This is a genomic window from Fontisphaera persica, assembly GCF_024832785.1.
GTDB lineage: Bacteria > Verrucomicrobiota > Verrucomicrobiia > Limisphaerales > Fontisphaeraceae > Fontisphaera > Fontisphaera persica.
Genome location: NZ_CP116615.1, coordinates 2458785 through 2484265, shown reverse-complemented (window position 1 = coordinate 2484265; position 25481 = coordinate 2458785). Strand labels below are relative to the sequence as shown.

The window sequence follows — 25481 nt, the reverse complement described above, 5'->3', positions numbered from 1 at the left end:
TGAGGGCGGGGGAAAAGCAAGAAAAAGCCGGAGTTTATTGCGGGTGGGGCGGGGCAATAAAAAACCCCTCCGTTGCCGGAGGGGTTGAAAGGGCGTTTCACGCCGACTTGGAATTAACTGCCAGGCGACGGGGAAGAGGGGCCGCTGTTGGGCGCGCCGGTCGGATGTCCCGGCTGCTGCGTCGGACGCTCGGTCGGGTTGGCTGCCGGCAGCGGCTCGACCTGAATTTCAGGCGGCGGGGTAACAACTGGCATATCCTTGACTTGTTGCCAGGTCGGGTCGTTGGGTTCGACAGTACGCACCTGCGGTTGCTCGCCCGGAGCGGCCGGCGGGATGAAGACCTGGCCGGCCTGGACGTCCCGCACGATGGGCTGACCGCCGGGCGGAGTGTAGGTCACACGGACCACGCCGCTGATGACATAAACCACGCCGCTGGCGCTGATTTTGAATTCCGTGCCGCGGATACCGCAGACGCCGTTGGGAACCTTGACATCGTAACGCGAGGCGGCGGCGAGTTTTTTGACATTGCCCAGGATGGTGCCGGCCTTGAGGTTCAGCTCGGTTTCCACAATCACTTCGTCCTCGGCGCGGCTGTAATTGAGCTTGTCAATGCCCATGGTGGTCAGTTCGGTGATGCGCACCACCGAGCCGATATCGCTCAGGAAAAGGTCCACTTGCGCGCCGCGGCCGGTTTCAACGATGGCACCGGGATTGAGCACCATGCCGGTTTTCAAGGGGGCCCAGTCGGCGGCAGCATTGGCCTTGTATTGGGCGTCCCCGCGCACCTGGCGCACCTTGGCTTTGCTGGCCTTCATGGCTTGGGCTTGAGCCTCCAAGGCCAAGCAAGCCATGACCATCGCCACCCCACACGCGATAAGACGTTGAGCGAATTTCATAAAATATCTCCCGTTGCTTGGTTGCACGTAACTTATGTACTTTGTTTGTAGGGAGAACTTTACTTGTTCACCACGGGTTGTCAACCGTTTAATTTGCCGGTTTTTGCTTTTTTTCGGCGTTGACGCTCCCTGGGATGTCCCCTATGTTCACCGACTCGCCGCGGGGCGATGGGCGGAGGAGACCGCCCGGCCCGCAAGCGCAATAGAAAGGCATGATTTGTGAACGTAACGGTTGAAAATATTGGCCCCTGCAAACGTCTGTTGCGGGTGGAAGCGGATGTCAACGAGGTGGAGAGGGGGTTTGAAGAGGTCACACGTGATTTTCTCAAACATGCGACTTTGCCCGGTTTCCGCCCCGGCAAGGCACCCAAAGACATGGTGGTGCGGCGGTTTGAGAAGGAAATCAGCCAGGAAACCCGCGAAAAACTGGTGCGTGACCTTTTTCAGGCCGCGGTGGAGCAGCAAAAAATACAAATCTACCACATTCAGGATGTGGAAACGGTCAGCTTCAACCGGGGCCAGCCGATGCAGTTCACGGTGACGGTGGAGGTGAAACCGGAGTTTGAACTGCCCAATTACCGCCAGATTCCCGTGACGGTGGAGGCCCGCACGGTGACTGACAAAGACGTGGAGGACGCCCTGGAGGCATTGCGGCAGCAGCAGAAAGGTTACCGGACGGTGGAGCGAGTGGCGACGGCGGAGGATGTGCTGGTGATTGATGCCAAGGCCACCGTGGAAGGGGTGCCCATTTCGCAGAAATTGGGGGCCAACACCTCCATGTACGAATCGCCCAAGGGCTTCTGGGTGGGGGCGCAGCGGGAATTGGGGCCGAACTTCTTTGCGCAATTGGTGGGGGCCGGCGCTGGGGAAAAACGCACCTTGCAAGTGACATATCCGGCGGATTATCCCACGAAGGAAATGGCCGGGCAAACCGTGACCTATGAAGTGGAGGTGCGTGAGGTTAGAGAGCCGTTTGTGCCGCCCTTGGATGAGGCTTTTGCGAAGCAGATGGGGGCGGAGAGTGTGGAGGCCTTGCGCGCGGGGGTGCGGAAGGATTTGGAGAACGAGGTGAAATACCGCCGGCGAAACCAGATAGTGAATCAGGTGGTGATGCATCTGGTGCAGGCCGTGAATTTTGAATTGCCGGAAACGGCGCTGCAGGAGGAAACGCGCAATGAGGTGTACCAGCGGGTGGCCAATTTGCAGCAACGGGGCTTGTCGCCGCAGCAGATCGAGGAACAGAAAGACCACATCTTTTCCTCCAGCCAAGGCACGGCTTTTGTGCGGGTGAAGCTGGATTTCATTCTGGAAAAAATTGCCCAGGCGGAAAACATCCAGGTTACCCAGCAGCAGGTGGCGGAATACCTGACCTATCTGGCCTACCAGCGTCAGGTGCCGGCGGAGCAGCTTGTGAAAGAGATGCAGAAAAGCGGGGAGCTGTCGGCGGTGTATCGTCGGCTCTTGCTCGACCGAGCCCTGGATTTTGTGGTGGACCAGGCGCAAGTCACTGAAAAGGCGCCCGCGGCTGCCGGTGATGCCGGGGAGGCGCCGGCTGGGGGCGCTTGAGGGCCGCCGGGGCCTGGCGGCGGGGCGGAAGGCCGGTGAAGCATGAGCATGCCCCATAAAATATCCACGCTGCTTTACGGGTTTGATGGCGAGGGCCGCGTGCTCTTGATGGAACGGGCGCAGGAGCCCAACCTGGGTTTGTGGAGTCCGCCCGGGGGGAAGCTGCACACGGCCGAGGGAGAATCGCCGTACATGTGCGCCTGCCGGGAAGCGCGGGAGGAGCTGGGGTTGCAGCTCACGCCGGCGCAATTGCATCTGGTGGGGATGGTGAGTGAGCATGGGTACGCCGGCCAGGCGCACTGGCTGATGTTTTTGTTTGAGATTCTCCCGCCCTTGAGCGTGGCGCCGCCCCCCATTCGGGAGGGGCGGTTTGCGTTTATCAGCCGGGAGGGGTTGGAGCGTTTGCCGCTGCCGGAGACCGATCGCGAGCAAATCTGGCCGTTATTCTGGCGGCATCGTGGCGGTTTTTTTGCGGCGTATTGTCATGTGCATCCCGATGGCCGGCGGGAATGGACATTGGAAGAAAGCCGGCCAGCGCATGGGTGAGCCTGCAATCATAGATTTGCACAGCGATGCCTATTTCATGGGCGAGGCTTTGCGGCAGGCAGCGCGGGCGTTTGCGGCGGAGGAGGTGCCGGTGGGGGCGGTGATGGTGCGTGGGGGGCAGATTATTGGGCGGGCCTACAACCAGGTGGAGTTGCTGAAGGATGCCACGGCGCATGCGGAGATGCTGGTGTTGACGCAGGCGCAGGAGGCGGTGGGGGACTGGCGCCTGAATGATTGCACGCTCTACGTGACCAAGGAGCCCTGCGCCATGTGCGCGGGGGCGCTGGTGCATGCGCGGGTGGGCCGGGTGGTTTTTGGCGCGCCGGACCCCAAGGCGGGCGCGGCAGGGGGAGCGTTAAACCTGCTGCAGTTTCCTACGTTCAATCACCGCTGCGAAATCACGGGCCTGGTGCGCGCGGAGGAATGCCGCGCCCTGTTGCGCGAGTTTTTTGCGCGGCAGCGCGCCCTGAAGGGCGGGGGCGCGTCAGCTCACGGCGATTAAGGAGACGCGTTCGTTTTTATCGTTGCGGGCAATGCCCTGGGCCCGGGGGTCGAGGTGGGGGGTGTTGTCCACCATGAAGACGTAGCGGTGATGGCCGTGGGCCAGTTCGATGGTAGCCATCCAGGCGCCGTCCGGCATGCGTTTGAGAGGGTGGGAGGTGGGATTCCAATCATTGAAATCCCCGCATACCGTTACGGAGTGCGCCTGGGGGGCCACAAAGAGGAAATTGACGGGTTTCTTGACCTTCTGAGGCGTGGCCCGCCGGAGCGGGCTGTATGTGTTCACATCAAAATGCCGACTCATAAATCACACTATCCAAAGCGCAGGGCAGTAAGAAATGGCTTGGAATAAGCCTGCCGTCAAAGGTTATTTTGGTTTTTTTTTCTTTTGGCTCAGGAAGCGCGCCAGCAGGGGCTGCAGTTCCTTGACTGTTTTGGCGGGCCAGAGACTCCGGTCGGTGAAAATGGCATGTTCCAGCGCCCGCTGGCATTTGCAACCCGGCTGGCGGGGAATTTCCGGAATGGCTCGGGCGATGATGGCCCGAGCCAGGGCGGCATTGTGGTGGAGGTTGTCCAGGATAACCGAGAGCGAGACATGCTCCTCCTCCGGACTCCAGCAATCGTAATCGGTGACGAGGGCCAGGTTGGCGTAGGCGATTTCGGCTTCGCGGGCGCATTTGGCCTCGCCGAGGTTGGTCATGCCGATGACGGCGCCGCCGAGCTGGTGATTGAGGCGGGACTCGGCTTTGGTGCTGAAGGCGGGGCCTTCCATGCAAACGTAGGTGCCGCCGTTATGGACGCGGGCTTTTTCGGCGCGGGCGCAATCATACAAAATGGCGCGCAGCTCGTGGCAGATGGGTTCGGCAAACGAGATGTGCGCGACAATGCCGCGGCCGAAGAAGGTATGGGCGGCGGATTGCTTGGTGCGGTCGAGAAACTGGTCGGGCAGGACGATGTCCCGCGGCCGGTATTTTTTCTGCAGGGAGCCCACAGCGCTGACGCTGAGAATCCAGGCCACGCCCAATTTTTTCATGGCCCAGATGTTGGCGCGGTGATTGAGCTCGCTGGGCAGCAGGCGATGGCCGCGCCCGTGCCGGGGCAGGAAAACCACGGGGCGTCCGGCCAAGGTGCCGGTGAGCAACTGGTCTGAGGGCGGGCCGAAGGGGGTTTTGAGGGTGACCCAGCGGGTTTGAGTCAGGCCGGGCAGGTCATACAGGCCGGTGCCTCCGATGACCCCAATGGCAGCAGGGGACGCATTCATGCGTGGGCGAGGAAGCGGGCGCCGGTGGCGGGCGCAGCCACCGGCGTTCCATGGCGCCTCAGGCTCCTGCCGGCGCGGCGGCCGGTTTGCGGCCAGCGGCGGCACGGGCGGCCGCTTTGCGGCGTTTGATGTAGGCCAGGCGGCGACGCCGTTTAATCAGTTTGTTGTATTGCTTGCTCATAGGTCGTTTTCGTGTTTCGTTTTGCTTTACTTGAAAGCAAGAATAACGTTTGTTAGCCCGCAATGATGAAGATTTGCTCGCAGCGGTTCAATAGTATTTTGTGGCTCTGGGTGCCGGTGCTGGCGGCCGGCCTGTGGGCGGGGTGCCGGACGGCCGAGCCGGAGGCCCCCTCCGCGCCGGGGGCGGCGCGCACGTCCAAGAGCCGCAAGGAGGCCAGCACTTTGCGATTTCATTATGTAATCAATCCGGACGGCACGCCGCGGTGCATTCCCATCACGGTATATCGGAATCATCCGATGACCTTCCACATAGACCGTTCGCCTTTTTTGTGGGAGGCGAACATCGTGAAGGCGGAGGTGGTGACCAATCTGGGCACGTACGCTTTGCGGGTGGAGTTTGACCGGTCGGGCGCGATTGCGCTGGAATCGGTGACCACAGCCCAGCGAAGCCGGCACATTGCGATATACAGTGACTTTGGCGAGTCGCGCTGGCTGGCGGCGCCGGTGATTACGCAACCGGCCACCAATGGGGTGTTTGAATTCACGCCGGATGCCTCCCTGGAGGAGACCCAGCGGATTGTGCGCGGGTTGAACAATCTGGCCCGTAAAAAGGGGACGTGGTTCGACCGCCGGAAACCGATGCCATGATGCCATGAAGTTTGCCGGATGGTGCAGGGCGGCGGTGATTGCCGGGATGTGGATGGCAGGAGGCGGGGCCTGGGGGGCGGAGGTTTTTCATTTGCCCACGCCCAACCGCGCGATTTATCAGGTGGGCGGCATGGAGCGTTACTACGTGCCGACGACGGGGCGCACGTGGGAGAGCGGCACGTTTGGTTGTGTGCGGTCGGAGGGGCGGCAGTTTCATGAAGGGATTGACATCCGGCCGGTGCGGCGTGACCGGCAGGGGGAGGCGGCGGATTCGATTTACGCCACGGCGGATGGCACGGTGGCGTATGTGAATATGCAGGGGCATTTGTCGAATTACGGCAAATACCTCATTTTGCGCCATGTGGTGGAGGGGGTGGAGTTGTACAGTCTTTACGCGCACTTGAGCCAGGTGGCGCCGGGACTGGCGCCGGGGCGGCCGGTGCGCGGGGGTCAGGTGATTGGGGTGATGGGCCGCACGGCCAATACGCGCGAGGGCATCAGCCGGGAGCGGGCTCATCTGCATTTTGAGCTGGCGTTGTTGTTAAATGACCAGTTCAGCGCGTGGTTTCAGAAGCATCATCCGGGGGAGCGTAATGACCACGGGGTTTGGAATGGCCAAAATCTGGCGGGGCTGGACCCCACCCAAATCCTGGTGCGGCAGCGGCGGCCGGATTTCAGCCTGTTGAAGTTTGTGCAAGGCCAGACGGAGTTGTGCCGCATCTGGGTGCGGCAGGCGGATTTCCCCTATGCGCGGCGTTATGCGGTGCTGATGCGGCGCAATCCGGTGGCGGAGAAAGAAGGGGTGGCGGGGTATGAGATTGCCTTTACGTACAACGGCCTGCCCTTTCAGTTGACGCCGCGCGCGACCTCGGAAACCCGGCATTGGGGTGCCATGGCGTTGTTGTCGGTGAATGCGGCGGAATTCCGCCGACAGCCCTGCCGCAAGCTGGTGGAGGAAAAGGGGGGGCAATTTGCCATATCAGCGGCCGGGCAGAAATACCTGCAATTACTCTTGTATCCCGGGCGCTGAGGCGGCCGGGCTTTCCGTTTATTTGCGCCACCAGCTTTGAAGCTTTTCGCGCCAGCTCGCGCCTGACTTCTTTTCGACGGGTGAAGCCTCGGGGGGCGGCAAATCTTTGGGCGGGCCGGCAGGCGACAGAGCGTAGAGTCCGGGTACAATCATGCCGGCAAACAGGCCGGCCTGCCGCAGGACGGGCAGAAGGGGGCTGCCGGGTGGGGCGGCGACATAGAGCCAGCTTTGCGGCTGCAAGCGCTGTGCCAGGGTCCGGGCATCGGCTTCCGTCAGCAAGGCGCGGCGGCTGCCTTCCCTGGGCCACAGGAATTCGGGCAGGCAAACGACATCCAGCGAGGCAGGCGCGCTGGTCAGCCAGGCGGCGTTTTGTTCGGCCAGGCGGCAGAATTGTGGGGGGCGGGTGAAAACTTCCAAACCGGTGGGGGCCTGGCGAAGGCCGCAGGCGGCCACACCACGCAGGATGCCCTGTTGCTGGCGGACTTTGGCAATGGCCTCGGCGCCGGCGTGGTCCAGGTGGGCCAGGAGCAGCAGTTCACGGTCGAGCAGCTCCAGCAAGTTGAACAGCCCGTAGAGGCGGGCTTCGGTCAGACCGGCGCCCTGGGTGAAATGTTCAATCCACCGTTGCAGGGCTTCGGCCTGCTCGCTGCGGGTCATGTCGGGAAACAGGTAATCCACCAGCACCTTGACGGTGGAGTCGTAGCGGGCCAGTCCGAGGATGAGCTGGCGGAGCATGACATGGGCCAATTGGAATTCATCGGCCTGGCGGCGGGGGGAATAGCTTTTGAACTTGGCCAGGTAGGCCTCCTTGGCCAGGACGCGGACGCGGGTGGGTTCCAGCGCGAAGGCATCGGCGGTGCGTTGGACGGGCAGGAGGAAGGGCAGGTTGCCAAAGAATTCGTTGCGGCCCAATTGCGCCACGGGGCGGCCGTTTTTGGAGATGAGAATGCGACCGCTTTCCACCAGGAAAGCTTCCTGGGCCTCGTCGCCGGCGGCAAACAAGCGGGCGCCGGAGGCGTAATCGCGGGCGGGCGTGCCGGCAAAGTCTTCCGGCAACATGCCCACCTGGAAGGGGGCGAAACGTTCCTTGACCATGGCGCGGGCGGGGGCGGCCACGTCATCCACGAGCCGGGCGAGGCGCCAGCGGTCCATGACGTTCATGACTTCGAGGACGCGGCGGGCCTTGTCATGCAGGAAGGTGTCCGGCGAGGCAATGGCATGAAGCAGGCCAAAGTCCACGCTGGTTTTATGGGTGGGTGGCGGGGGATGGCCGGCCAGGAGGGCGTCCAAGTATTGTTCCAGCAAGGCGGGGGGCAGGGGTGCGGGTGTGGCGGGAGGGGGGCTGGAGTTGCCTGTGTTGGTGGCGGCCATGGCCTGGTGTTCATGCGGATGTGACCGCGGAGGCAGCTTATCGGCGGAGGGATTTGGGGCGCAATCCTTTTTTCCAGACTTGACCTGTGCGCGGCGTGGGGTAGGCATAAGGCGGCTTTTGGGTAAATGGGCATTGATGGACATGAAAAAGAAGACTGAAACTCCGGCTGTGCGCCGGGTGCTGGTCATTTTGACCAACCGTTTTACGCCGCTTAAACCCGGGGTGTATGTGGAGGTGGAATGCAATTCCAAGGGCGACATTCTTGCCGAGAAAACCTTGAAAACGGAGCCCAAAGAGGCGGTGTACGATGAGGTGTGGATTAATGACGAGGGCAAAAAGAGCCTGAGTGATTGCACCAGTTTCAAGCGCGTGTACCGGCACAAGCTGGAACGCAAGAAATAACCGCGGCAGGCGATGAGGACGCGGGGGATGAAGGCCAGGCCGCGCGGGTGCCGCGGGCGGGCAACGCGCCGGGAGCGGGCACGGTAACCGGGGGCTGGGAGCGCCGCCTCCGGCCTTGCGTCCGAGGGCGTGAGGCGTATAAAGGCGGCATGAAATCACCTCATGCATGGGCCGTGCGGCTGGCGTGGATGGCCGGGCTGTTGGGCGTTGTGTTTTCTGCGGCTGCGCAGAGCAATGATTTATGGGGGCTGGCGCAAAAATATGCGGGGGTTCACCGTTTTTCCACCTTGTTCACGGCGCAGGACGTGCGCCGTTATTTAAGCACGGAGGAGGGGCTGCAGCAGGCCATTGAGTGGTGCAAGCAAACGGCGGTCACCAAGGTATATATCGAATCCTATCGGGATGGGTACACGGCCGAGAAAGAGGCGTTAATCAAGGCCCGTGACACCTTCCGGCAGGCGGGTTTTCTGGTGTCGGGCTGTGTGACGCCCACCAAGATTGGCAAGCTGATTCCGGGATGGGGCAACAACATATCCTGCTATACGGATGCGGCCACACAGCAGCGGGCGCGGGAGATTTATGCGTACGCCGCCGCGCTGTTTGACGAGACAATGATTGATGATTTCTGGTTCACCGAGTGCACCTGTGCGGAGTGCGATGCGGCGCGGCGGGCGCGAGTGGTGACGATTGGCGACCAGAAATTTCCGGTGGCCGGGGAAAGCTGGGCTGATTATCGCAGCGAGCTGATGTTGCAACTTTCGCGCCTGTACGTGCTGGAGGCCGGCCGTCAGGTCAATCCCCGCGCCACGTTTATCCTGAAGTATCCGCAATGGTATGATTTCTTCCATGTCCGGGGTTACGATGTGGTGCGGCAGACAGCGGCTTTTGACCGCATCTGGGTGGGGACGGAGACGCGGGATTATCAGGATAAACGGTGGGGCGGCACGGTGCAATACGAGGCCTATTTCATCATGCGCTGGCTGGGGGGGCTGGGCGGCGCCAAGTGCGGCGGGGGTTGGTACGACTGGCTGGGGACCACCGAGAAAACCTACCTGGAGCAGGCCCGGCTGACGGTGCTGGGCGGGGCGCGGGAGAGCCTGTTGTTTTGCTATGGCGGTTTGCAGGGCAGCACCGGCCCCAAGAATATTGAGGCGTTGCGCGCGCAAATACCGCGCCTGTTGGCGACGGCCGCGGAAGTGGCCAAACGCCAACCGATTGGCATCGCGGCCTACAAACCGCCGGGGAGCGATCCGGGCAAGGAGCGTTATGTGTATGATTTTGTGGGGATGCTGGGGCTGCCGCTGCTGCCCTGCCATGAGTTTCCCACCAACGCGGCGGCGGCGTTTTTTCCGGTGCATTGCTTGAAGGATGAACAACTGGTGCCGAAGTTGCGGGCGTTTTTGGCGGCGGGCAAGCCGGTGTTGATTACGGACGGACTCAAGGCCCGGCTGGAGGGCCAGGTGGACTGGAGCCGGGGGGAGGTGCAGGTGTTGGAGGTGAAAGGCGATCCCAAGCGGCTGCTGGAATTGAGCCGCGAGGAGCTGGACAAATTGCGGGTGCCACTGCTGCGTCCGTTCAAGACCCGTTTCAGCGCGCCCAACAAAATATCGCTGCACTTGTACCGGGACGGCAGTTGGGTGATTTGCAATTTCAATGAAGATTTCGCGGGGGTGGAGCTGAATGGCGTGCGGCATCCGGTGGGCGAGCGGGGCTGGCTGCAGTTGTGGAAATGAGCGGGGCAATGCCGCGTTGAGGCGCGGCACAGGCAGAAGCGGGGCGGGGGCGGAGCCGCTTCTGCCATTGGCACTTAAGGCGGGACTGGCTGAGTGGGGGATTGCATAAAGGCGGATTTGGGTTATGGTAACCGTGGCAATGGGGTTTGCCGTCTGGGCTGCCCAGAGAACTGTGCTGACAGGTTTTCAGCGCTGATAACTCCTACCGTTTTGTTTGAGGTGACGGTGGGCAAGTTATGAGGCGAAGGGGCAGTTCAGCGGAAGTGCACCTGCCAACGTGGCAGGGCGCCGATTGCTTCCCACCAGATTTTCACCGGCCACTGGCTTCCAACGGAGCGTGCGAGGCGCGCAGGCGCATGGCCTGCCAGCCTGGCCGTCCATTTATTTGCACTCATGGATAACATTTGGTTCATCGCGACTTTCTGGATGGGACTGGCGTTGCTGGCCAGCCTCATTTCCATCCGGCTGGGGATATCAGTGGCCTTGATTGAGATATTGCTGGGTGTGGTGGTGGGGAATTTGCATCCACCGGGCCATGCGCCGCTGCTGCACACGACGGAGTGGACAAATTTTCTGGCCATGCTGGGGAGCGGGGTGTTGACGTTTCTGGCGGGGGCGGAGATTGACCCGGGTTCCTTGCGGGCCAATTTGCGGGCCAGCCTGAGCATCGGGGTGTTGTCCTTTCTATTGCCGTTTTTGGGGGTGTGGCTGTTCTGCCAATATGTTTTGGATTGGCCGCTGCGGCAGGCGCAAATTGCCGGCATTGCGTTGTCCACCACCTCGGTGGCGGTGGTTTATGCGGTGATGATTGAAGGGGGATTAAGCGGCTCAGCCATGGGCAAGATGCTGCTGGCCGCCTGTTTCATTACAGACTTTGGGACGGTGCTGGCGCTGGGGGTGCTGTTTGCCGACTTCAATGTCTGGCTGGTGGTTTTTGTGGCGGTGACGGCGGTGATGTTGTGGTTCATGCCGAGGTGGACGCAATATCTCATTGCGCGGCTGGGGGCCACGCGGGTGAGCGAGCCGGAGGTGAAGTTTTTGTTTTTAGTTTTGTTTTTCCTGGGGGGGCTGGCTTCATCGGCCAAAAGCGAGGCGGTGCTGCCGGCTTATTTGCTGGGGCTGGTGGTGGCGGGCGTGTTTTTGCGGGATAAAACGCTGGTACACCGGATGCGGAGCATTGCGTTTGCCATCTTCACGCCATTTTACTTCATCAAGGCGGGTTTGTTTGTTTCGCTGCCGGCCTTGAAAGCGGGGGCGGGGATAATTGCCGTGTTGTTGCTGTTGAAGATGGCCACCAAGACCGTCGGGGTGTGGCCGTTGTCGCGGTACTTTTTCATGCGGTCGCGGGAGGCCAGCTACACGGCGTTGCTGATGTCCACGGGGCTGACGTTTGGCACGATTTCGGCGTTGTTTGGTTTGCAGAACAACATCATCAATCAAGAGCAGTATTCCGTGCTGGTGACGGTGGTCATCCTGAGCGCGTTTGTGCCCACGCTGATGGCGCAAAAATGGTTTCAACCCTCGCTGCGCACGATGGTGGCGTGGGGGCGATTGTATCAGCGGCGGGTGCATGCGGGCGGGAGGGCCGGCGGCGCCGCCGGTGGAAAGTGAGGGATTATGTTCAAAAAAATCCTGGTGGGTTACGACGGTTCCAAAGGCGGCCAGATGGCCCTGCGGCGGGCGGCGGTGATGGCGCGGGAATACCAGGCGCAGCTCACCGCCCTGTGGGTGCAAGAGCCGCTGCCGCGCTACACGGACTTGCCGGGCGAGCCGGAGAGCGAGGCGGAAGCGGCGGATGATTATTTTGAGGGTCTGCGCAAGGAGGTGGCGGCGGTGGCGGCGGAGCAGGGGGTGTCCATTGAAATGGTGACGCGCCGGGGGCATCCGGCGAAAACGATTGTCAAGTTTGCGGCGGAAGGGGGCTATGACCTGATTGTGGTGGGGCATAGTGATCATTCCGAATTATGGGGGCGGCTGCTGGGGGATACGGCGGACCGGATTAGTGACCACGCCCATTGCAGTGTGCTGATTGTCAAATCATGAGTGCATCCCTGGCCACCTCCGCCGCCCGGAGCGGCCGCGGCGTTCCGCGGGCCGGCACGGAGGAAGAGTTGCTGGCGGCCCTGGAATACCTGGCCGACGCCTGGCAGCTCGGCGCGTTGCGTCCCGCGCTGGCGGCCTGCCGTGCCATGTTGGCGGCCCAGGCAGGGGTGGAGGTGGCGGTGCTGGGGCGGTTCAAGGCGGGCAAAAGTTCCCTGTTGAATCACCTGGTGGGGCGGTCGGTTCTGCCCGTGGGCGTGGTGCCGCTCACGACCGTCATCACCCGGCTGGTTTACGGGGAACGTGAGCAGGCCACGGTGCATTTCCTGGATGGGGGGAGACGGAGCCTTGCGCTGGCGGAAATCCGGGATTATGTGGAGGAGCAGCACAATCCGGGCAATCAGAAGCAGGTGGCGGCCGTGGAGGTAGTGCTGCCGGAGATGCGGCCGTATGCGCCCTTGCGGCTGGTGGATACGCCGGGGCTGGACAGTGCGCTGGCCCACAACACGGCGGTGACGTGGGACTGGCTGCCGCGGGTGGGCGCCAGTCTGGTGGTCATCAGCGCTGATGCGCCGCTGGCGGAGCGCGATGTGGCGCTGCTGGTGGAATTGCGCAAGCACACGCCTCAGATGGCCCTGGTGCTCACCAAGGCGGATTTGTTGACGGAACAGCAGCAGGCGGAGGTTTTGCACTATGTTCAGCAGCGGTTGCGCGAGCAGGCCATGACGGGGCTGCCAGTCTTTTTCTATTCGGTCAGGCCGGGCGGAGCCGAATGGCGGGCCCAGTTGGTGCGGGATTTTTTGCAACCGCTGGCGGAAAACGGTGAAGGGGCGCGCGGGGAGATTGCACGGCACAAGCTGGAGTCACTGCGCCAGCAAACGTTGAGTTATTTGCGGGTGGCGCTGGCCTCGGCCAGCCAGGCTGAGACGGCACGGCAGCTTTTGCGGGAACGCCTGAGCGAGGAACGCGAGGGGTTTGGGTTGTTCCGGGAGGAACTCATGGTCCTGGCTCGACAATGGGCGGCCCGGGCCCTGGAGGAGTCGCTGGCCCGGTTGCGTCCCACGCAACGGCGGTTGCAGGAGCAATTGACGCGGGAGCTGGCGGAGCGTTTTGACGGGCAACGGGAGCGGTTGCCGGCGATGTTGACCTGCTGGCGGCAGGGGGTGCAGGAATTTTTGGCGCGTGAATTGTCCGCTGTGTCGCAGCAGCAACGCGGGCTGTTTTGCGCGCCGCTGCAGGAGGTGCAAACGCATCTGGCACGGACGGTGCGGGCGTTTCATGATCGGCTGGCCGACCATGTGAAAAGCGCGCTGGGGTTGAGCCTGCCGGCGTGGGACTTTCAGCCGGAGGTGGAAGAACCGGAAGCGCCGCCGGTGGATGTGAATTACCCGTTTGATCCGGCGTTCAGCGCGGTGTGTCACCTGCTGCCCGGGTTTGTGGCGCGCCGGCCGTTGGAGCGCGTTTTGTTGCGCAAGGCCCGTTATGAGGTGGAAAAAAATATGTCGCGGCTGGCCGCAGACTGGAGCGAGCGGGTGGGGAAGGCCATTGAAGCCAGTTGCCAGCAGGCCGAGGCCGCGGCGTGGCATGAGTTGGAGTCCTTAACGCAAATGGCCGCCCAGACGGCTCCCGCCTTGCCACGCTTGCGGGAGCAGATTGCTCAATTGGAGCAAGGCGGGCGCGGCTGAGCGGATTCAGCCGCGTGGGCCAAACAGGATGATGGCGGCGCCGGCCAGGCAAATCAAGGCGCCCAGGATGTCCCAGCGGTCGGGGCGGAGGCCCTCGATGGCCCATAACCATGCCAGGGAGGCGGCAATATAAACGCCGCCGTAGGCGGCATAAATGCGGCCTGCTCCGCTTTGCGGGTGGAGGGTCAACAGCCAGGCAAAGAGGGCCAGCGCGGCAGCGCCGGGTAGGAGCCACCAGGCGGGTCGTTGCAGGCGCAGCCATAGGTACACTGCGTAGCAACCAAAGATTTCCGCGGCGGCGGTGACCGTAAACAAAATCAACGCTTTGAGCATGGGCATGGTCATCAAGGGAATGGCGCTGATGGCGAGGAAGGAAAAAGGGCGGTGGGCGGGAAGGAGCGCTTCATGGGGCTTGCCGCAGGAGTGTTTCGATGTCGGACAATTCGGCCGGGTCCTTGAACAACCGCCAGCGATTGGCCGGCACCTGGTCGAACGCCTTGCGGTAGCGTTCATCGTCGCGGGGCTGGCCGGTAACATCCCGCAGGAAAATCCCGCGGACCTGCTCTGGATATTGGCGGGCGAGGGCGCCATAGACTTCAGGGTCGCGTTCGCCGGTGTCGCCCACCAGGAGGTAGTGGCGATGCGGCCAGCGTTGCAGAATGTTGCCGATGGCCTCGAGCTTGTAATTCTGGGGGGTGCGCAGCAATTGCAAGACGGAAGCATCCCCGGCATACACGCGGCGGAGCACGAAGATACCGGTGGGGAATTGGTGGGTGCGCACGAAATCGTGCAGGGGGTCGTACAACGCCCAGGAGCTGCCGCTGACATAGAAGACGGCGCAATGGAGGCGGGTTTGCCAGCGTTGATAGAGGGGGGCCATGCCTTCCACCGGACGGAAGGGCTTGCAAAAGGTATTTTGCATCAAGGCCTGCCGGTCGAGGACCTGCGAATCCCGGATGGTGTCGTCAATATCGCTGATGAGGGTCCAGCCTTCTGCGCTGATGAGGTGGACCGTGCCGGTGAAACTGCGGCCGTTGGTGAATTGGGTGTTCACCGTGAGGGGGACGGTGGGCGGCGTTGGGACGGCGTCGGGAGCGGCCATTGCCGGCCAGCGCAGCCAGGCGGTGGCCAGCCCATCGGCGGCGGTGGGGCCAAGGTCCAGGTGCTGGCCGGCGAAATGGACCCGGACGATTTTGCCGCGTTGATGGTCCACCAGGAAGCCACGGGCGCGCTCCGCGGCCAGGCGCCGTTGTTCTGGGGGATAAGCTTCGTCGGTGATGCCCAGGGTGCGCAAAAACAAGCCCACCATCAAATCCCGCTTTTCCGGCTCATAGACGTGAACGGTCACGGGGGCTTCCCAGTAGAGGACCCCGGCGGCGTTGGTGGTGGGATGCGCGGCGGTGGGATGCAGCCGGATTACCTCATCGTCTTTGATGTAGGAGGGCACCGCGGCTGGCTCGCCAGCGGGCGCCAGGCCGGTGTTCAAGCCGAGGCCGAGCAGCAGGAGGCAGTGCCAGAGGAAGCCCATGCCGCGCTTAAAAAAGGCGTTGGGCAAATTCATAAAAATGCTTGCGCCAGGCCTGCCATTCGTGGGCATCGCTGGTTTCAAACCAGACATGGCGGACGTTGCTGCGTTCCAAGACGAGATGGGCGGTTTTCATGTTTTCATAGCCGGCATCCGCCTGTCCCATGCTCAACCAGAGGAGGCGCAGATGGTTGTTGAGGCGGGGGGCATTGGTGAAGATGCCGCCGTAGGATTCCGCCGGTTTGAAGTCCCGAAAGCCCCCGCTGAAGGCGCCAATCCAGGCAAAAGTGTCCAGATTGGCCAGTCCGATTTGCAACGCCTGGCCAGCGCCCATGGACAGACCAGCCAGGGCCCGATGACGGCGGTCGGCGAGGGTGCGGTAATTCACATCAATCAGCGGGATTAACTCGCGCAGCAAGACCGCGCCAAAGGCTTCGGTGCCGCGAGCGCCGGGGGCATTGGTGGCGCCGAGAGGTTGGGCGTATCCGTTGTCCATGACGATAATCATGGGCTTGGCTTTTTGGGCGGCGATGAGGTTATCCATGATGAAATTGACGCGCCCTTGCACGCTCCAGGCCCGTTCACTTTCCCCTGCGCCGTGCTGGAGGTAAAGCACTGGGAAGCGGCGGCCGGTCATGCGCTCATAGGCGGGGGGTGTATAAACAAAGGCGCGGCGCAAGGCGCCGGTGATTTTACTGTGATAAAAGAAGGCGCGCAGTTCGCCGTGGGGGACGTCTTTGGCCTGATAAAAGTCCCATTGCGGGTCAGGCACTTCCAGTCCGCTGGTGGGCTGGCCCCAACCGAAGAAGGTTTCGCTGTTGGGGTCGTTGATACGCAGGCCGTCCACCACTAGTTCGTAATAATGGAAGCCGGGGCGCACGGGGGGTGTGGTGACTTCCCAGACGCCGTTGGAATCCATCTTCATGGGGTAAGGCGCCGGGCCGAGGCCGTTGTCCTTGCCTTTGGGGGCCACCAGGACTTCGCGGGCCTGGGGGGCTTTGAGGCGGAAGGTGACGCGCAAATCGGGCAGGATGCGGGGATAATCCCGGCCCGGGACATTGCTGGGCGCGGGCTGGCCGGGCGGCGGCTCGGCAGCCGGAAGGGACAAGCTGAGCAAGGCCAGCAACCCACCGCCGGCCAGGGCGTGAAGAAGGGAGAGCATCCTTGATGATTTCATGAGAGGCGTCGTTTTCTAGGTTTGGGGGAAAGTGGTTCGCCCAGGCCGGCAAAGAAGGTGAGGTAGGGGCCGCCGCGGGCTTCGCGCCAGATGAGCAGGGCCAGCTCCCGGGCGTGATAATCCCCCCACATGGAACTTTCGCCGTTGGGGATTTTCTGGCCGGGAGCAATAAAGTCCCAGCCGTTGGGGCGGTGATAGACTGAATGTAAAATCAGGCCTTGATGTTGGGGCTGGGTGGAAAGGTACGGCTCTTGGAAGAGGGTTTGGGCCACGGTCAGCCCCGCCTGGCGATAGCGGTCGCCTTGTTTGGGCTGGCCATGATGGCAGAGGTAATTGCCAAGGCGCAACAGGCCTTGCGCGGCAATGGCGGCAGCGCTGCTGTCCACAGGTTCCCAAGGGTTGAAAGGGTCGGAGGGGCGGCTGAGCCAGTCGCCCAGGCGATGCAAGTGGGGCGCGCCCGTATCCCACATGGGGATGCCGTCGGTGCAGGTGTTTTCGAGGTAGAAATCCGCGGTATCCACGGCCGATTCGAGCCAGAGTGCGGCAATTTTATCGCGGCCTCCCCAAGGTTTGAGGGCGGGGTCCGGGAGCGTGTCCAGGAATTCCAGTTCCTCGGCGAAGCCCAGGAGCGCCCAGGCCAAGCCGCGGGTCCAGGTGCTGAAGGGGGAGTAACCTTGCTGGGAGTTGGGGCAGCGAAAGACGCCATTGCGCGGGTTGAAAATGCACTCATGCGCCACGCGCCCGCGCACGTCATAGGCGTCGCGGCCCCGGCCGTGATAGACGGAATAGCGGGCGGTGGTTTCGGCGTGGCGGATGAGCCGCTCGAGCAGGGAAATGCGGGCGTCCTGTTCGCCCATGAGCAGATGACCCAATTGGTGGGCCACGGCCAGGGAGCGCAGCGAGCGCAGCGTGTCCACAAACAGCGAATGCGGGCCGTTGAAGGAATGAATGAATCCGCCGCCGTCGGCGGTGACGGTCCAGCGGGCGGCCTGGACGGCGCCGGAGGTTTTCAGGGCCAGCTCGGCAAAATCGGCCTGCCAGGCGTTGTGGGGAATGCGGCCTTCGGCCATGAGGCGGCGGAGATTGCCGTAGGTGGAGATGTTGTTAAAGCCGTGGTCATGCACGCCGATGTGGGAGACATGCGGGGCCATGACGGCCACGATTTGCTGCTGGGCCAGATGGAGAAATTTTTCCTCGCCGGTGGCGTCGAATTGCAGCAGGGCCGAGCCGTATTGGAAGCCTTGCGTCCATTCGGTCCAGCCGCGGGTGGTGTAGCGTCCCTGCACGGTGAAGACTGGCGCGCCGCGGGCGGGGTTCCATTCTTTTTCGAGGGCCAGGATCTTTTCGGCAGACAGCTCGAACAACCGGCGGACTGGGCCCATCAAGTGTTGGGCGGTCAGTTGGGTTTGGATGCGCAGAGCCATAGGGCGCAAGCAGTGTGGCGCAACCTAGAGCCGCCGCAAGTGAAAACCGCCGTCCACGTTGATGACTTCGCCGGTGCTGAAGGGGAAAAGGCCTTGGGCGATGGCAGCCACGGCTTTGCCGATGTCTTCAGGCTGCCCCCAGCGGGTGATGGGGGTCAGGCCCCCGGCAATGAGCTGGTCGTATTTGTCCTTCACCGGCCCGGTCATGTCGGTGGCAATGATGCCGGGGCGGATTTCAAACACCTGGATGCCGTATTCGGCCAGGCGCGCGGCAAAAAGCGGGGTGAGCATGGCGAGGGCGGCCTTGGCCATGCAGTAATCGCCGCGATTCACGCTGGCGGTGTAGGCACTGATGGAGGTGATGGTGACGATTTTGGGCCGGGGCTGGCCGGGCGGAGTTTGCGCGGCCTGCGCAATCATCCAGCGGGCGGCCTTCTGGGTGAGGAAGTAGGGGCCTTTGACGTTGATGCGCATGAGACGGTCAAAACTTTCCTCGCTGGCCTCCAGCAGGTCGGCACGGACCTGGGGGGCGACTCCGGCATTGTTGACCAGCAAGTCCAGCCGCCCGAAAACCTCGCGGGTAAAATCCAGCAGCCGCGTCCGCTGGGGGGCTTCGGCAATGTCAGCTTGAAATGGCTCGGCGCGAATGGCGTGCTGGGCGGCACGGGCAGCGGCCAGGCAGTCGGACGCCGTGGTTTCTGCGGCGGGGCGGTTGCCGGCGTAATTGATTACCACGTTCCATCCCAGTTTGGCCAGTTCGAGGGCAATGCCCCGCCCAATGCCCCGCGAGGCGCCGGTGATGAGAGCCACGGATTGCATGGGCGCATGTTAAGGAGGCGGCGGCGGGATTGCAAAGGACAAAGCGGGTCATGAGCAGCGGCAGCACCCGCAAGCCTGTGCATGGACAAATGCCTGAAAATCAGCGACATTAGGGAGGGATGTTTGCGGGATGCAACGGCAGGGCCTGGATGTGGCTCGTGATGGTCGTGGGGTGGCTGGTCCACCCTGCCGGGGCCGCGCCATTGATTAACGAAATCTTGCTGCGCCCGCCGGCAGGGGATACGCGCATTCACCAGTATATAGAGCTCCGGGGCGCGCCCAATGAGGTTTTGCCGGAGGGCAGTTACCTGGTGGCGGTGGAAGGCGATGCCAACGGAAATCCGGGGGTCATTCAAAACGTTTTCAATTTTTCCCAGCGTGTTTTTGGGCAAAATGGTTTTCTGGTTTTGTTGCAGCGGTCCAACCTGTATCAGGTGGTGACCGGGGCCGCCGTGTTGCGGCAGAGCGGGCCAGCGGACGGTTTTGGCCATGGAAACAGCAGCACCGTGGGACATCGGGGGGAGGAGGGGCGCACGGATTTGGAACTGCCCTCGGTGACTTTTTTCCTGATTCAGGCGACTAATCGCGCACCGGCGATTGGCGATGATTTGGATGGGAACAATGATGGCCTGCCGGACGCGGCATGGTTCAATGGTTGGCGGGTGTGGGATTCGGTGGGTATCCTCGACAATACCGGAGCGGGGGACATCGCCTACGGGTCCATTAATTTCCGGCGTAATCCGGCGGCGCTGGCCGTGACAGGGCTGGTGATGCCGGTTTCTTTCACGCCGGATTATGTGGCGCGATTGGGTAACACGACGGGCGCCACCGCGCTGGATTGGATGGCCGCCAACAATCTGCAGGGCGGGCCACCGAATCTGAGCCTGGGCGATGAGAGCCAAGTCACTCATCCCTCGATGATTGGCCGGCCTTTGAATCATATTGGCGGCCCCAACTTCGGCGCGCCGTCCCTGCCCGCCGTGCTGGTGCAGCCTGAAGGGCCGTGGGAATTGGAGGAGGGGAATCCGTCTGCTTTCACATTTACAGTGGCGCTCAGCACAACTCCCAGCGGGCCGGTGGTATTGCAAATTACGGCGGCGCCGTGGGTGGAGCTTAGCGCGAATGGCGGACAGAATTACCGGCCAGTGGTGACGCTTGCCTTGAGCAATACCACACCGGCAAGCCTCCTGGCGCGCGCGCCTGAGAATGACTGGGTTGGCGGCACTCATCATCTTGGCAACTTGGTCGTGGCCGTGGCGCAGACGGGTGATGCTGTTTTCTACCCCACCAACAAACTTCTGCCTGCGCCGCTCATCCGGGTGCGCGACAATGACCGGGTTTGGTTGAATGAATTGAAAATCAATCCCCCGGGCGTGGATGCGCCGGCGGAGTACATCGAAATTGCAGGGGAGCCGTTGTGCTGGCTGACCAATCTATGGGTGGTTTTGATTGACGGACATCCGGATGACAATCCCGGGCTGGTGGGATGGGCGGCTAATCTCAGCGGCCAGCGATTGGGGGCCAACGGGCTGTTGTGGCTGGGCGCCACCAACCATCCCTATGGGGTGCTGCCGCCGGCCACTGCCCAGTACCTGCTTCCGGCCTTTTCCACCAACGGCGGCATACTGCCCAATAAATCCACCACCTACTTGCTGCTTGCTACGCCGGGCACCATCACGCCCGGCGAGGATTGGGACCGCGGCAACAACGGGGTGTTGGAGGGATTGCCCCCGCTGGCCCAAGTGCTGGATTCGGTAGCCATTTCGGGCGGCAATACGAATGCCCTGGTGTATTCGCCGGCGGTGTTGCAACTGCCCGCGGGCACGCTTGATGCGGCCACGCGCTGGCCGGGCAACACGGAACCTTCTTCGGCGGGCGCCTGGTTTTATGGGCAGCTCTATGGCGCTGCGCCGGAGTCTTTGGAGTATGACATCACACGGGTCAACGCCAGTTTTCCCCTTGGAGCCTTGTTGACGCCGGGCGCGCCCAACGGGGGCACGTTGCAATTTCAAGGGGTCCGGCCCATTTGCGGTGCGGTGGGAGACCCCACCAATCCTCCGTTGCTCTTCCGGGTCATCCCCACCAATGCGGCGTTGTTGTGGGTGTCGGCCAGCAGCGATAATCCGCTGGTGGTCTCCAATTGCAGTTTGGTGCTGCAATTGCGCGGGCCGGGTGATTATGCGTTGCGCATTGAACCGCATGGCGTTGGTTATGCCAATCTAACCTTGGAGGCGTGGGACGGCGCCCTGCGGGCGCGGCTGGCGGTCCCGTACGCGGCTTCGGCGCGGGAGCGGGAAACCACCCGTTATCATGCTGGGGCAGCCGATGCCTCCACCGCCATTGCCCTGGATGAGGATTGGATGCTGGTGGGGGACGATGAAAACCAGGTGCTGCGGCTGTATTCCCGGCGGTTTTCCGGGCCGCCGGTCTGGCAGACGAACATGACGCCATTTCTGGGGCTGACGGATTTTGAGGCGGGCCAGCCGCGCGAGGTGGACATTGAGGCGTCGGTGCGCGGGGGCAACCGCATTTATTGGATGGGCGCACACTCACACGCCAACATTGCCGAGGTGCGCACCAATCGCTCGCGTTTGTTTGCCACAGATTTAGTGGGGAGCGGCACCAATATCACGCTGGTTTATGCGGGGCGTTACGATTACCTGAAACTGGATTTGGTGCAGTGGGACGCCAGCAACGGCCACGGCAAAGGCCACAATTATTATGGGCTGGCGGCCAGCACGGAGCCGGGGGTGGACCCCAAATCGCCCGGGGGCTTTAATTTGGAAGGGCTGGCCTGGGCGCCGGGCAGCACCAATGTGGCCTATGTGGGGTTTCGCGCGCCGATTGTGCCGCCCACCAACCGCTGTTTTGCGCTGGTGGTGCCGGTGTTGAACTTTACTCAGCTCATCGGCAGCAATGTGCCGCCCGGCAGTGCGGTTTTTGGGCCGCCGATCGAGCTGGATTTGTTTGGCCGCGGCATCCGCAGCCTGGAACGGGATGACGAGGGCTATCTCATCATTGCCGGCACACCACTGAACTTCCGTGGGCCGTATCCGGATGATTTCAAGTTGTACCTCTGGAGCGGGCAACCGCAGGACGCGCCGCAGGAATTGACGGCAGATTTGGCGGGCATGAACCCCGAGGGCATCGTGCAATTGCCGCCGCGGCCCTGGACGCCCCAAACCCAGGTGCAACTAATCAGCGACAACGGCGTGATGGATTGGTACGGGGATGGCCAGCAGGCCAAGTTTTTACCGATTCGCGAATTCCGCAAGGCGCGCAGCGACTGGGTGGCTTTGGGAGAAATCACCCGGCCGGCGCCTTTGTTGCGCCGGATTAGCCTGGAGGGGGCCCATGTGCGGCTGCAATGGCGCGGGCAGGCGGGGGTTGCCTATCGGGTGCAGTTCAAATCCAATCTCAACGATGCGGCATGGTCGGACTTGACGGCGGATTTGACGGCCCCGGCTCCGTGGCTGGAATGGACCCATACCAACGGCGCCGGGGGCCAGCGTTTTTACCGTATCGTGGCTCCGTAAAACGGCCTTGCGCCATAAAAAGACGCGCCAACCTGGTGAGCTGGCGCGCTCAACAAGCAGGGCGGGAGGAGGTTAGTCGCCGCTGCTCTTGAGAATCACAAAACGGCCGGCGCCGCCGCGCAAATAATTGACCACCACGCCTTTGGTGGTGTCGGCGTTTTTCAGGGCTTCGCGAAAATCCCGCAAGTTGCGCACGGGCTGGTGGTCCAGCTCGGTGATGACATCGCCGGCTTTCAATTCTTTGGCGGCGGCGGGGCTGTCTCCGGCCACGGCGGTAACGACCACGCCGGATTGGGCCTGGAGCGCAAATTTTTTCCGCAATTCAGGGGTGAGGGGCTGGACGGTGAGGCCCAACAACGATTCGGAATCCACCGCGGCGGGAGCGGGGCGGCGGCGGACGGTGGCGGCGGTTTCCTGGGCATCGGGCCAGGCCTCGGGGCGCACCTTGATTTTGAGGGAACGGTCTTTACGGTACACATCGAGCACCACCTCCCGGCCGAGGGGCTTGGAGCGGATTTCGTAGCGCAGTTGCTGGGAGGTGGCCACCGGATGCCCGTCCACCGCAGTGATGATGTCCGCCGGTTTCAAATCGGATTTGGCGGCCGGGCCGTCGGGCATAATTTCGCGCACCACCACGCCGTCCTGGACGCCCTGGACGAGGTTGCGGTAGTCCGGGTCCTCGCGCAGGGAAGTAATAGCCACGCCGAGCCAGCCGCGGGTGTATTTGCCATGCTGGATGAGCTGGGCGGCGACCTCGCGGGCGAGGTTGGAGGGGATGGCAAACCCGATGCCGGTGTTCAAGCCGGCAATCATGGTGTTGATGCCGATGACCTCGCCTTCGAGGTTGACCAGCGGGCCGCCGCTGTTGCCGGGGTTGATATTGGCATCGGTTTGCAGGAAGTCCTGGTCCATGGAAGGGTCCGGCAGAATGCGCGAGCGGCCCTTGGCGCTGATGTGCCCCACCGTGACGGTGTAATCCAGGTCAAACGGCGCGCCCACAGCAATGGCAAACTCACCCACTTTGGTGGCGGAGGAATCCCCGAAACGGGCGGCCTTCAGGCCGGTGGCCGCAATCTTCAGCACCGCCAGGTCGGATTGCGCATCGGAGCCGGTGAGGGTGGCATCGAATTCCCGCCCATCGTGCAGGCGCACCCGGATTTTCTCCGCGTTGTCCACCACATGAAAATTGGTCAGCAAATAACCATCTTCGCGGATGATGACGCCTGAGCCTTGACCGTTGAAGCGCGGCTCGGCCGGCCCGCGCTCGCGGCGCTCCTCGAACCGGCGCCGCCACTCAGGGGGCAACATGTCCAGGAAGGGATTGCCCTCGGTCCAGTCGTGAAAGGTGTTGCGCTGGGCCACTTTGATGACCACCACCGAGTCACTGACCTTGCTGGCCACTTCGGTGAAGGCCTGATTGAGCGCGCGGGCCAGATCCATGGCCTTGAGCGCCGGAGGCTCAGCGGCGGCAGCGTGCGCGGCCAGAGCCAGCACGGGATATGCTGCGAGATGCCAAAAACGTTTCATGCGTATGAGGTGAAGGCTTGCCGGCGTGGAATGACCAGGCAGCGGGCATGCCCGCACAACCTTTTGATTAGCTTAAAATGCGAAATGTTCAACTTTCTTTGGCGTGCGGCTTGATTCAAAAGAAAAAGAGAGTAGATTTTAGTCAGGCTGACCATAGTCAGCCTTGGGCAAGAGGGGCTCTCACGGGCACGCGCCAGCGTGGCTTTGATGGTCCACAACGGCCTAATTTGGAAACCGGTGGAAAAACCGGACGGGGGCTTTTTTAATTTGTAGGTTAAGATTGAAACTATAACTCTATGGCTATAACTCTATCGTGGAGGTAGAATTACCAACGCTCGATAAAGTATAACAACAAGGCTTTGCCTTGATTCAAAAAACGGGGGAGGTATAATTCGTTGACCCGTTTGGCACCCTGCGCGGGGGCTTTGCCTTGATTCAAAAAACGGGGGAGGTATAATGCGACATGCTCGCCCCAATCACCGCGTTCAGCTTTGCCTTGATTCAAAAAACGGGGGAGGTATAATCGGCAAAGCCCGGCGAAGCTTTCCCGGCCAGCTTTGCCTTGATTCAAAAAACGGGGGAGGTATAATTGTTTGGTTGGGGTTGTACATGCTGGGGTGCTTTGCCTTGATTCAAAAAACGGGGGAGGTATAATCATACCACGAACACGCATTACAGATTGGCTGCTTTGCCTTGATTCAAAAAACGGGGGAGGTATAATTGGCAGTCAATGGACAACAATTTCACGCTGGCTTTGCCTTGATTCAAAAAACGGGGGAGGTATAATACCATTTTTTTGCAGCCCGGGCATGGAACGGCTTTGCCTTGATTCAAAAAACGGGGGAGGTATAATGCTGGCTACTGCTACCGCCATTATTAGGTAGCTTTGCCTTGATTCAAAAAACGGGGGAGGTATAATAATCGAGCATAACAATAGTTATGCTTTGGTGCTTTGCCTTGATTCAAAAAACGGGGGAGGTATAATGCCTCAGGATGATAATAACCGCTAGCCTGCGCTTTGCCTTGATTCAAAAAACGGGGGAGGTATAATCTCCACCATGGATTGCGCAGTTTGTTGGCAGCTTTGCCTTGATTCAAAAAACGGGGGAGGTATAATGCTGGCAATGTCCACAATGACGTGATTAATGCTTTGCCTTGATTCAAAAAACGGGGGAGGTATAATTAGGACGGGGACGGTGATGCCTCGATCTCTGCTTTGCCTTGATTCAAAAAACGGGGGAGGTATAATACCCAGCAATATTGGCGCATGGTCACTGAGGCTTTGCCTTGATTCAAAAAACGGGGGAGGTATAATGATACTAGTGTTACCTTGACCCTGGACGATGCTTTGCCTTGATTCAAAAAACGGGGGAGGTATAATCCCGTGAATCTCCAGGGAGATACTGTCCTGCTTTGCCTTGATTCAAAAAACGGGGGAGGTATAATCACATAACTTTTCAAGTCTTTTTTCATTTTGCTTTGCCTTGATTCAAAAAACGGGGGAGGTATAATCAACCACGTCCAATTTCCAGGCCAAGTCTCGCTTTGCCTTGATTCAAAAAACGGGGGAGGTATAATTTCGAGTGGAAACACGTAGCCAAAATCATTGCTTT

At 61.5% G+C, this 25481-nt stretch carries 22 protein-coding genes, 1 CRISPR repeat array and 1 riboswitch (1 of these 24 only partly in view); of the genes, 11 read left to right on the top strand and 11 right to left on the bottom strand.

Features of this window, described 5'->3' with window-relative positions:
* Positions 1 to 113: 113 nt before the first annotated feature.
* Entirely contained in the window at positions 114 to 896 is a 783-nt protein-coding gene (locus NXS98_RS09120) for a FecR family protein (RefSeq protein WP_283844649.1), read from the bottom strand.
* A gap of 219 nt (positions 897 to 1115) precedes the next feature.
* On the opposite strand from NXS98_RS09120, the gene tig reads away from it, so the two are divergent.
* The 3 genes from tig to tadA are packed head-to-tail and all read left to right on the top strand — an operon-like array spanning position 1116 to position 3510.
* On the top strand, positions 1116 to 2462 hold the full coding sequence (tig, locus tag NXS98_RS09115) for a trigger factor (RefSeq protein WP_283844648.1): 1347 nt from the start codon (positions 1116 to 1118) through the stop codon (positions 2460 to 2462).
* Between the two features lie 42 nt (positions 2463 to 2504).
* Positions 2505 to 3008: an NUDIX hydrolase gene (locus tag NXS98_RS09110; RefSeq protein WP_283844647.1), complete on the top strand. Its 504-nt coding sequence runs from the start codon at positions 2505 to 2507 to the stop codon at positions 3006 to 3008.
* Positions 3001 to 3510 carry a tRNA adenosine(34) deaminase TadA gene (gene tadA / locus NXS98_RS09105; protein WP_283844646.1) on the top strand — a complete coding sequence of 170 codons (510 nt, stop codon included), beginning with the start codon at positions 3001 to 3003 and terminating at the stop codon, positions 3508 to 3510. The genes NXS98_RS09110 and tadA overlap by 8 nt, the downstream gene beginning before the upstream one ends.
* Here the strand turns inward: tadA and NXS98_RS09100 are convergent.
* The 3 genes from NXS98_RS09100 to NXS98_RS09090 all read right to left on the bottom strand — a co-directional run bounded on the left by NXS98_RS09100 (position 3493) and on the right by NXS98_RS09090 (position 4951).
* Complete coding sequence (locus NXS98_RS09100; RefSeq protein WP_283844645.1) at positions 3493 to 3813, bottom strand: isoamylase early set domain-containing protein; 321 nt, start codon at positions 3811 to 3813, stop codon at positions 3493 to 3495. The genes tadA and NXS98_RS09100 overlap by 18 nt on opposite strands.
* A 63-nt stretch (positions 3814 to 3876) precedes the next feature.
* A complete protein-coding gene (gene mtnP, locus NXS98_RS09095) occupies positions 3877 to 4770 on the bottom strand; it encodes an S-methyl-5'-thioadenosine phosphorylase (RefSeq protein WP_283844644.1) in 894 nt (297 codons plus the stop codon).
* A 58-nt stretch (positions 4771 to 4828) separates the two neighbouring features.
* The gene (locus NXS98_RS09090) at positions 4829 to 4951 is read right to left on the bottom strand and encodes a hypothetical protein (RefSeq protein WP_283844643.1); all 123 of its coding nucleotides are present in this window, start codon (positions 4949 to 4951) and stop codon (positions 4829 to 4831) included.
* A gap of 62 nt (positions 4952 to 5013) precedes the next feature.
* Here NXS98_RS09090 and NXS98_RS09085 point away from each other — a divergent pair, with 62 nt between their 5' ends.
* Entirely contained in the window at positions 5014 to 5598 is a 585-nt protein-coding gene (locus tag NXS98_RS09085; RefSeq protein ID WP_283844642.1) for a preprotein translocase subunit SecD family protein, read from the top strand.
* 4 nt (positions 5599 to 5602) lie between these two features.
* On the top strand, positions 5603 to 6628 hold the full coding sequence (locus tag NXS98_RS09080; protein ID WP_283844641.1) for a M23 family metallopeptidase: 1026 nt from the start codon (positions 5603 to 5605) through the stop codon (positions 6626 to 6628).
* Positions 6629 to 6646: 18 nt separating this feature from the next.
* Here NXS98_RS09080 and NXS98_RS09075 read toward each other — a convergent pair whose 3' ends face one another.
* Positions 6647 to 7999 carry a cyclic nucleotide-binding domain-containing protein gene (locus NXS98_RS09075; RefSeq protein ID WP_283844640.1) on the bottom strand — a complete coding sequence of 451 codons (1353 nt, stop codon included), beginning with the start codon at positions 7997 to 7999 and terminating at the stop codon, positions 6647 to 6649.
* A 142-nt stretch (positions 8000 to 8141) separates the two neighbouring features.
* On the opposite strand from NXS98_RS09075, the gene NXS98_RS09070 reads away from it, so the two are divergent.
* The 5 genes from NXS98_RS09070 to NXS98_RS09050 all read left to right on the top strand — a co-directional run bounded on the left by NXS98_RS09070 (position 8142) and on the right by NXS98_RS09050 (position 13860).
* On the top strand, positions 8142 to 8402 hold the full coding sequence (locus tag NXS98_RS09070) for a hypothetical protein (protein ID WP_283844639.1): 261 nt from the start codon (positions 8142 to 8144) through the stop codon (positions 8400 to 8402).
* A gap of 149 nt (positions 8403 to 8551) precedes the next feature.
* Positions 8552 to 10135 (top strand): hypothetical protein, encoded by a 1584-nt coding sequence (locus tag NXS98_RS09065; RefSeq protein ID WP_283844638.1) that lies wholly within the window; start codon positions 8552 to 8554, stop codon positions 10133 to 10135.
* 126 nt (positions 10136 to 10261) lie between these two features.
* Positions 10262 to 10347: riboswitch (Fluoride riboswitch) on the top strand.
* Between the two features lie 181 nt (positions 10348 to 10528).
* Positions 10529 to 11746 (top strand): cation:proton antiporter, encoded by a 1218-nt coding sequence (locus tag NXS98_RS09060; RefSeq protein ID WP_283844637.1) that lies wholly within the window; start codon positions 10529 to 10531, stop codon positions 11744 to 11746.
* A 6-nt stretch (positions 11747 to 11752) separates the two neighbouring features.
* Positions 11753 to 12178: a universal stress protein gene (locus NXS98_RS09055; protein WP_283844636.1), complete on the top strand. Its 426-nt coding sequence runs from the start codon at positions 11753 to 11755 to the stop codon at positions 12176 to 12178.
* Entirely contained in the window at positions 12175 to 13860 is a 1686-nt protein-coding gene (locus tag NXS98_RS09050) for a dynamin family protein (RefSeq protein WP_283844635.1), read from the top strand. The genes NXS98_RS09055 and NXS98_RS09050 overlap by 4 nt, the downstream gene beginning before the upstream one ends.
* Before the next feature lie 6 nt (positions 13861 to 13866).
* On the opposite strand, the gene NXS98_RS09045 is transcribed toward NXS98_RS09050, so the two are convergent.
* The 5 genes from NXS98_RS09045 to NXS98_RS09025 all read right to left on the bottom strand — a co-directional run bounded on the left by NXS98_RS09045 (position 13867) and on the right by NXS98_RS09025 (position 18805).
* The gene (locus NXS98_RS09045) at positions 13867 to 14193 is read right to left on the bottom strand and encodes a YnfA family protein (RefSeq protein ID WP_283848150.1); all 327 of its coding nucleotides are present in this window, start codon (positions 14191 to 14193) and stop codon (positions 13867 to 13869) included.
* 70 nt (positions 14194 to 14263) lie between these two features.
* Positions 14264 to 15421: a phosphatidate phosphatase App1 family protein gene (locus NXS98_RS09040; RefSeq protein ID WP_283844634.1), complete on the bottom strand. Its 1158-nt coding sequence runs from the start codon at positions 15419 to 15421 to the stop codon at positions 14264 to 14266.
* Positions 15396 to 16562: an alpha/beta hydrolase-fold protein gene (locus NXS98_RS09035; RefSeq protein ID WP_283844633.1), complete on the bottom strand. Its 1167-nt coding sequence runs from the start codon at positions 16560 to 16562 to the stop codon at positions 15396 to 15398. The genes NXS98_RS09040 and NXS98_RS09035 overlap by 26 nt, the downstream gene beginning before the upstream one ends.
* Entirely contained in the window at positions 16559 to 17980 is a 1422-nt protein-coding gene (locus tag NXS98_RS09030; RefSeq protein ID WP_425499953.1) for a glycoside hydrolase family 88 protein, read from the bottom strand. The genes NXS98_RS09035 and NXS98_RS09030 overlap by 4 nt, the downstream gene beginning before the upstream one ends.
* Before the next feature lie 30 nt (positions 17981 to 18010).
* Positions 18011 to 18805, bottom strand: a complete 795-nt coding sequence (locus NXS98_RS09025) for a 3-ketoacyl-ACP reductase (RefSeq protein ID WP_283844631.1) — start codon at positions 18803 to 18805, stop codon at positions 18011 to 18013.
* Positions 18806 to 18924: 119 nt separating this feature from the next.
* Here NXS98_RS09025 and NXS98_RS09020 point away from each other — a divergent pair, with 119 nt between their 5' ends.
* Positions 18925 to 22341 carry a hypothetical protein gene (locus NXS98_RS09020; RefSeq protein ID WP_283844630.1) on the top strand — a complete coding sequence of 1139 codons (3417 nt, stop codon included), beginning with the start codon at positions 18925 to 18927 and terminating at the stop codon, positions 22339 to 22341.
* Between the two features lie 72 nt (positions 22342 to 22413).
* Here NXS98_RS09020 and NXS98_RS09015 read toward each other — a convergent pair whose 3' ends face one another.
* On the bottom strand, positions 22414 to 23868 hold the full coding sequence (locus tag NXS98_RS09015; protein ID WP_283844629.1) for a trypsin-like peptidase domain-containing protein: 1455 nt from the start codon (positions 23866 to 23868) through the stop codon (positions 22414 to 22416).
* A 356-nt stretch (positions 23869 to 24224) separates the two neighbouring features.
* A CRISPR array of direct repeats spans positions 24225 to 25481; the repeat unit is 36 nt; unit sequence GCTTTGCCTTGATTCAAAAAACGGGGGAGGTATAAT (it continues 6682 nt past the right edge of the window).

Excerpts from the sequence above, each read along its gene's own strand:
- NXS98_RS09120 (WP_283844649.1), bottom strand. The coding sequence starts at position 896 with ATGAAATTCGCTCAACGTCTTATCGCGTGTGGGGTGGCGATGGTCATG.
- NXS98_RS09040 (WP_283844634.1), bottom strand. The coding sequence starts at position 15,421 with ATGAATTTGCCCAACGCCTTTTTTAAGCGCGGCATGGGCTTCCTCTGG.
- tadA (WP_283844646.1), top strand. The coding sequence starts at position 3,001 with ATGGGTGAGCCTGCAATCATAGATTTGCACAGCGATGCCTATTTCATG.
- NXS98_RS09050 (WP_283844635.1), top strand. The coding sequence starts at position 12,175 with ATGAGTGCATCCCTGGCCACCTCCGCCGCCCGGAGCGGCCGCGGCGTT.
- NXS98_RS09060 (WP_283844637.1), top strand. The coding sequence starts at position 10,529 with ATGGATAACATTTGGTTCATCGCGACTTTCTGGATGGGACTGGCGTTG.
- NXS98_RS09080 (WP_283844641.1), top strand. The coding sequence starts at position 5,603 with ATGAAGTTTGCCGGATGGTGCAGGGCGGCGGTGATTGCCGGGATGTGG.
- NXS98_RS09075 (WP_283844640.1), bottom strand. The coding sequence starts at position 7,999 with ATGGCCGCCACCAACACAGGCAACTCCAGCCCCCCTCCCGCCACACCC.
- NXS98_RS09090 (WP_283844643.1), bottom strand. The coding sequence starts at position 4,951 with ATGAGCAAGCAATACAACAAACTGATTAAACGGCGTCGCCGCCTGGCC.
- mtnP (WP_283844644.1), bottom strand. The coding sequence starts at position 4,770 with ATGAATGCGTCCCCTGCTGCCATTGGGGTCATCGGAGGCACCGGCCTG.
- NXS98_RS09100 (WP_283844645.1), bottom strand. The coding sequence starts at position 3,813 with ATGAGTCGGCATTTTGATGTGAACACATACAGCCCGCTCCGGCGGGCC.
- NXS98_RS09055 (WP_283844636.1), top strand. The coding sequence starts at position 11,753 with ATGTTCAAAAAAATCCTGGTGGGTTACGACGGTTCCAAAGGCGGCCAG.
- NXS98_RS09020 (WP_283844630.1), top strand. The coding sequence starts at position 18,925 with ATGTTTGCGGGATGCAACGGCAGGGCCTGGATGTGGCTCGTGATGGTC.
- NXS98_RS09035 (WP_283844633.1), bottom strand. The coding sequence starts at position 16,562 with ATGAAATCATCAAGGATGCTCTCCCTTCTTCACGCCCTGGCCGGCGGT.
- NXS98_RS09045 (WP_283848150.1), bottom strand. The coding sequence starts at position 14,193 with ATGCTCAAAGCGTTGATTTTGTTTACGGTCACCGCCGCCGCGGAAATC.
- NXS98_RS09025 (WP_283844631.1), bottom strand. The coding sequence starts at position 18,805 with ATGCAATCCGTGGCTCTCATCACCGGCGCCTCGCGGGGCATTGGGCGG.
- NXS98_RS09065 (WP_283844638.1), top strand. The coding sequence starts at position 8,552 with ATGAAATCACCTCATGCATGGGCCGTGCGGCTGGCGTGGATGGCCGGG.
- NXS98_RS09070 (WP_283844639.1), top strand. The coding sequence starts at position 8,142 with ATGAAAAAGAAGACTGAAACTCCGGCTGTGCGCCGGGTGCTGGTCATT.
- NXS98_RS09085 (WP_283844642.1), top strand. The coding sequence starts at position 5,014 with ATGATGAAGATTTGCTCGCAGCGGTTCAATAGTATTTTGTGGCTCTGG.
- NXS98_RS09015 (WP_283844629.1), bottom strand. The coding sequence starts at position 23,868 with ATGAAACGTTTTTGGCATCTCGCAGCATATCCCGTGCTGGCTCTGGCC.
- NXS98_RS09110 (WP_283844647.1), top strand. The coding sequence starts at position 2,505 with ATGAGCATGCCCCATAAAATATCCACGCTGCTTTACGGGTTTGATGGC.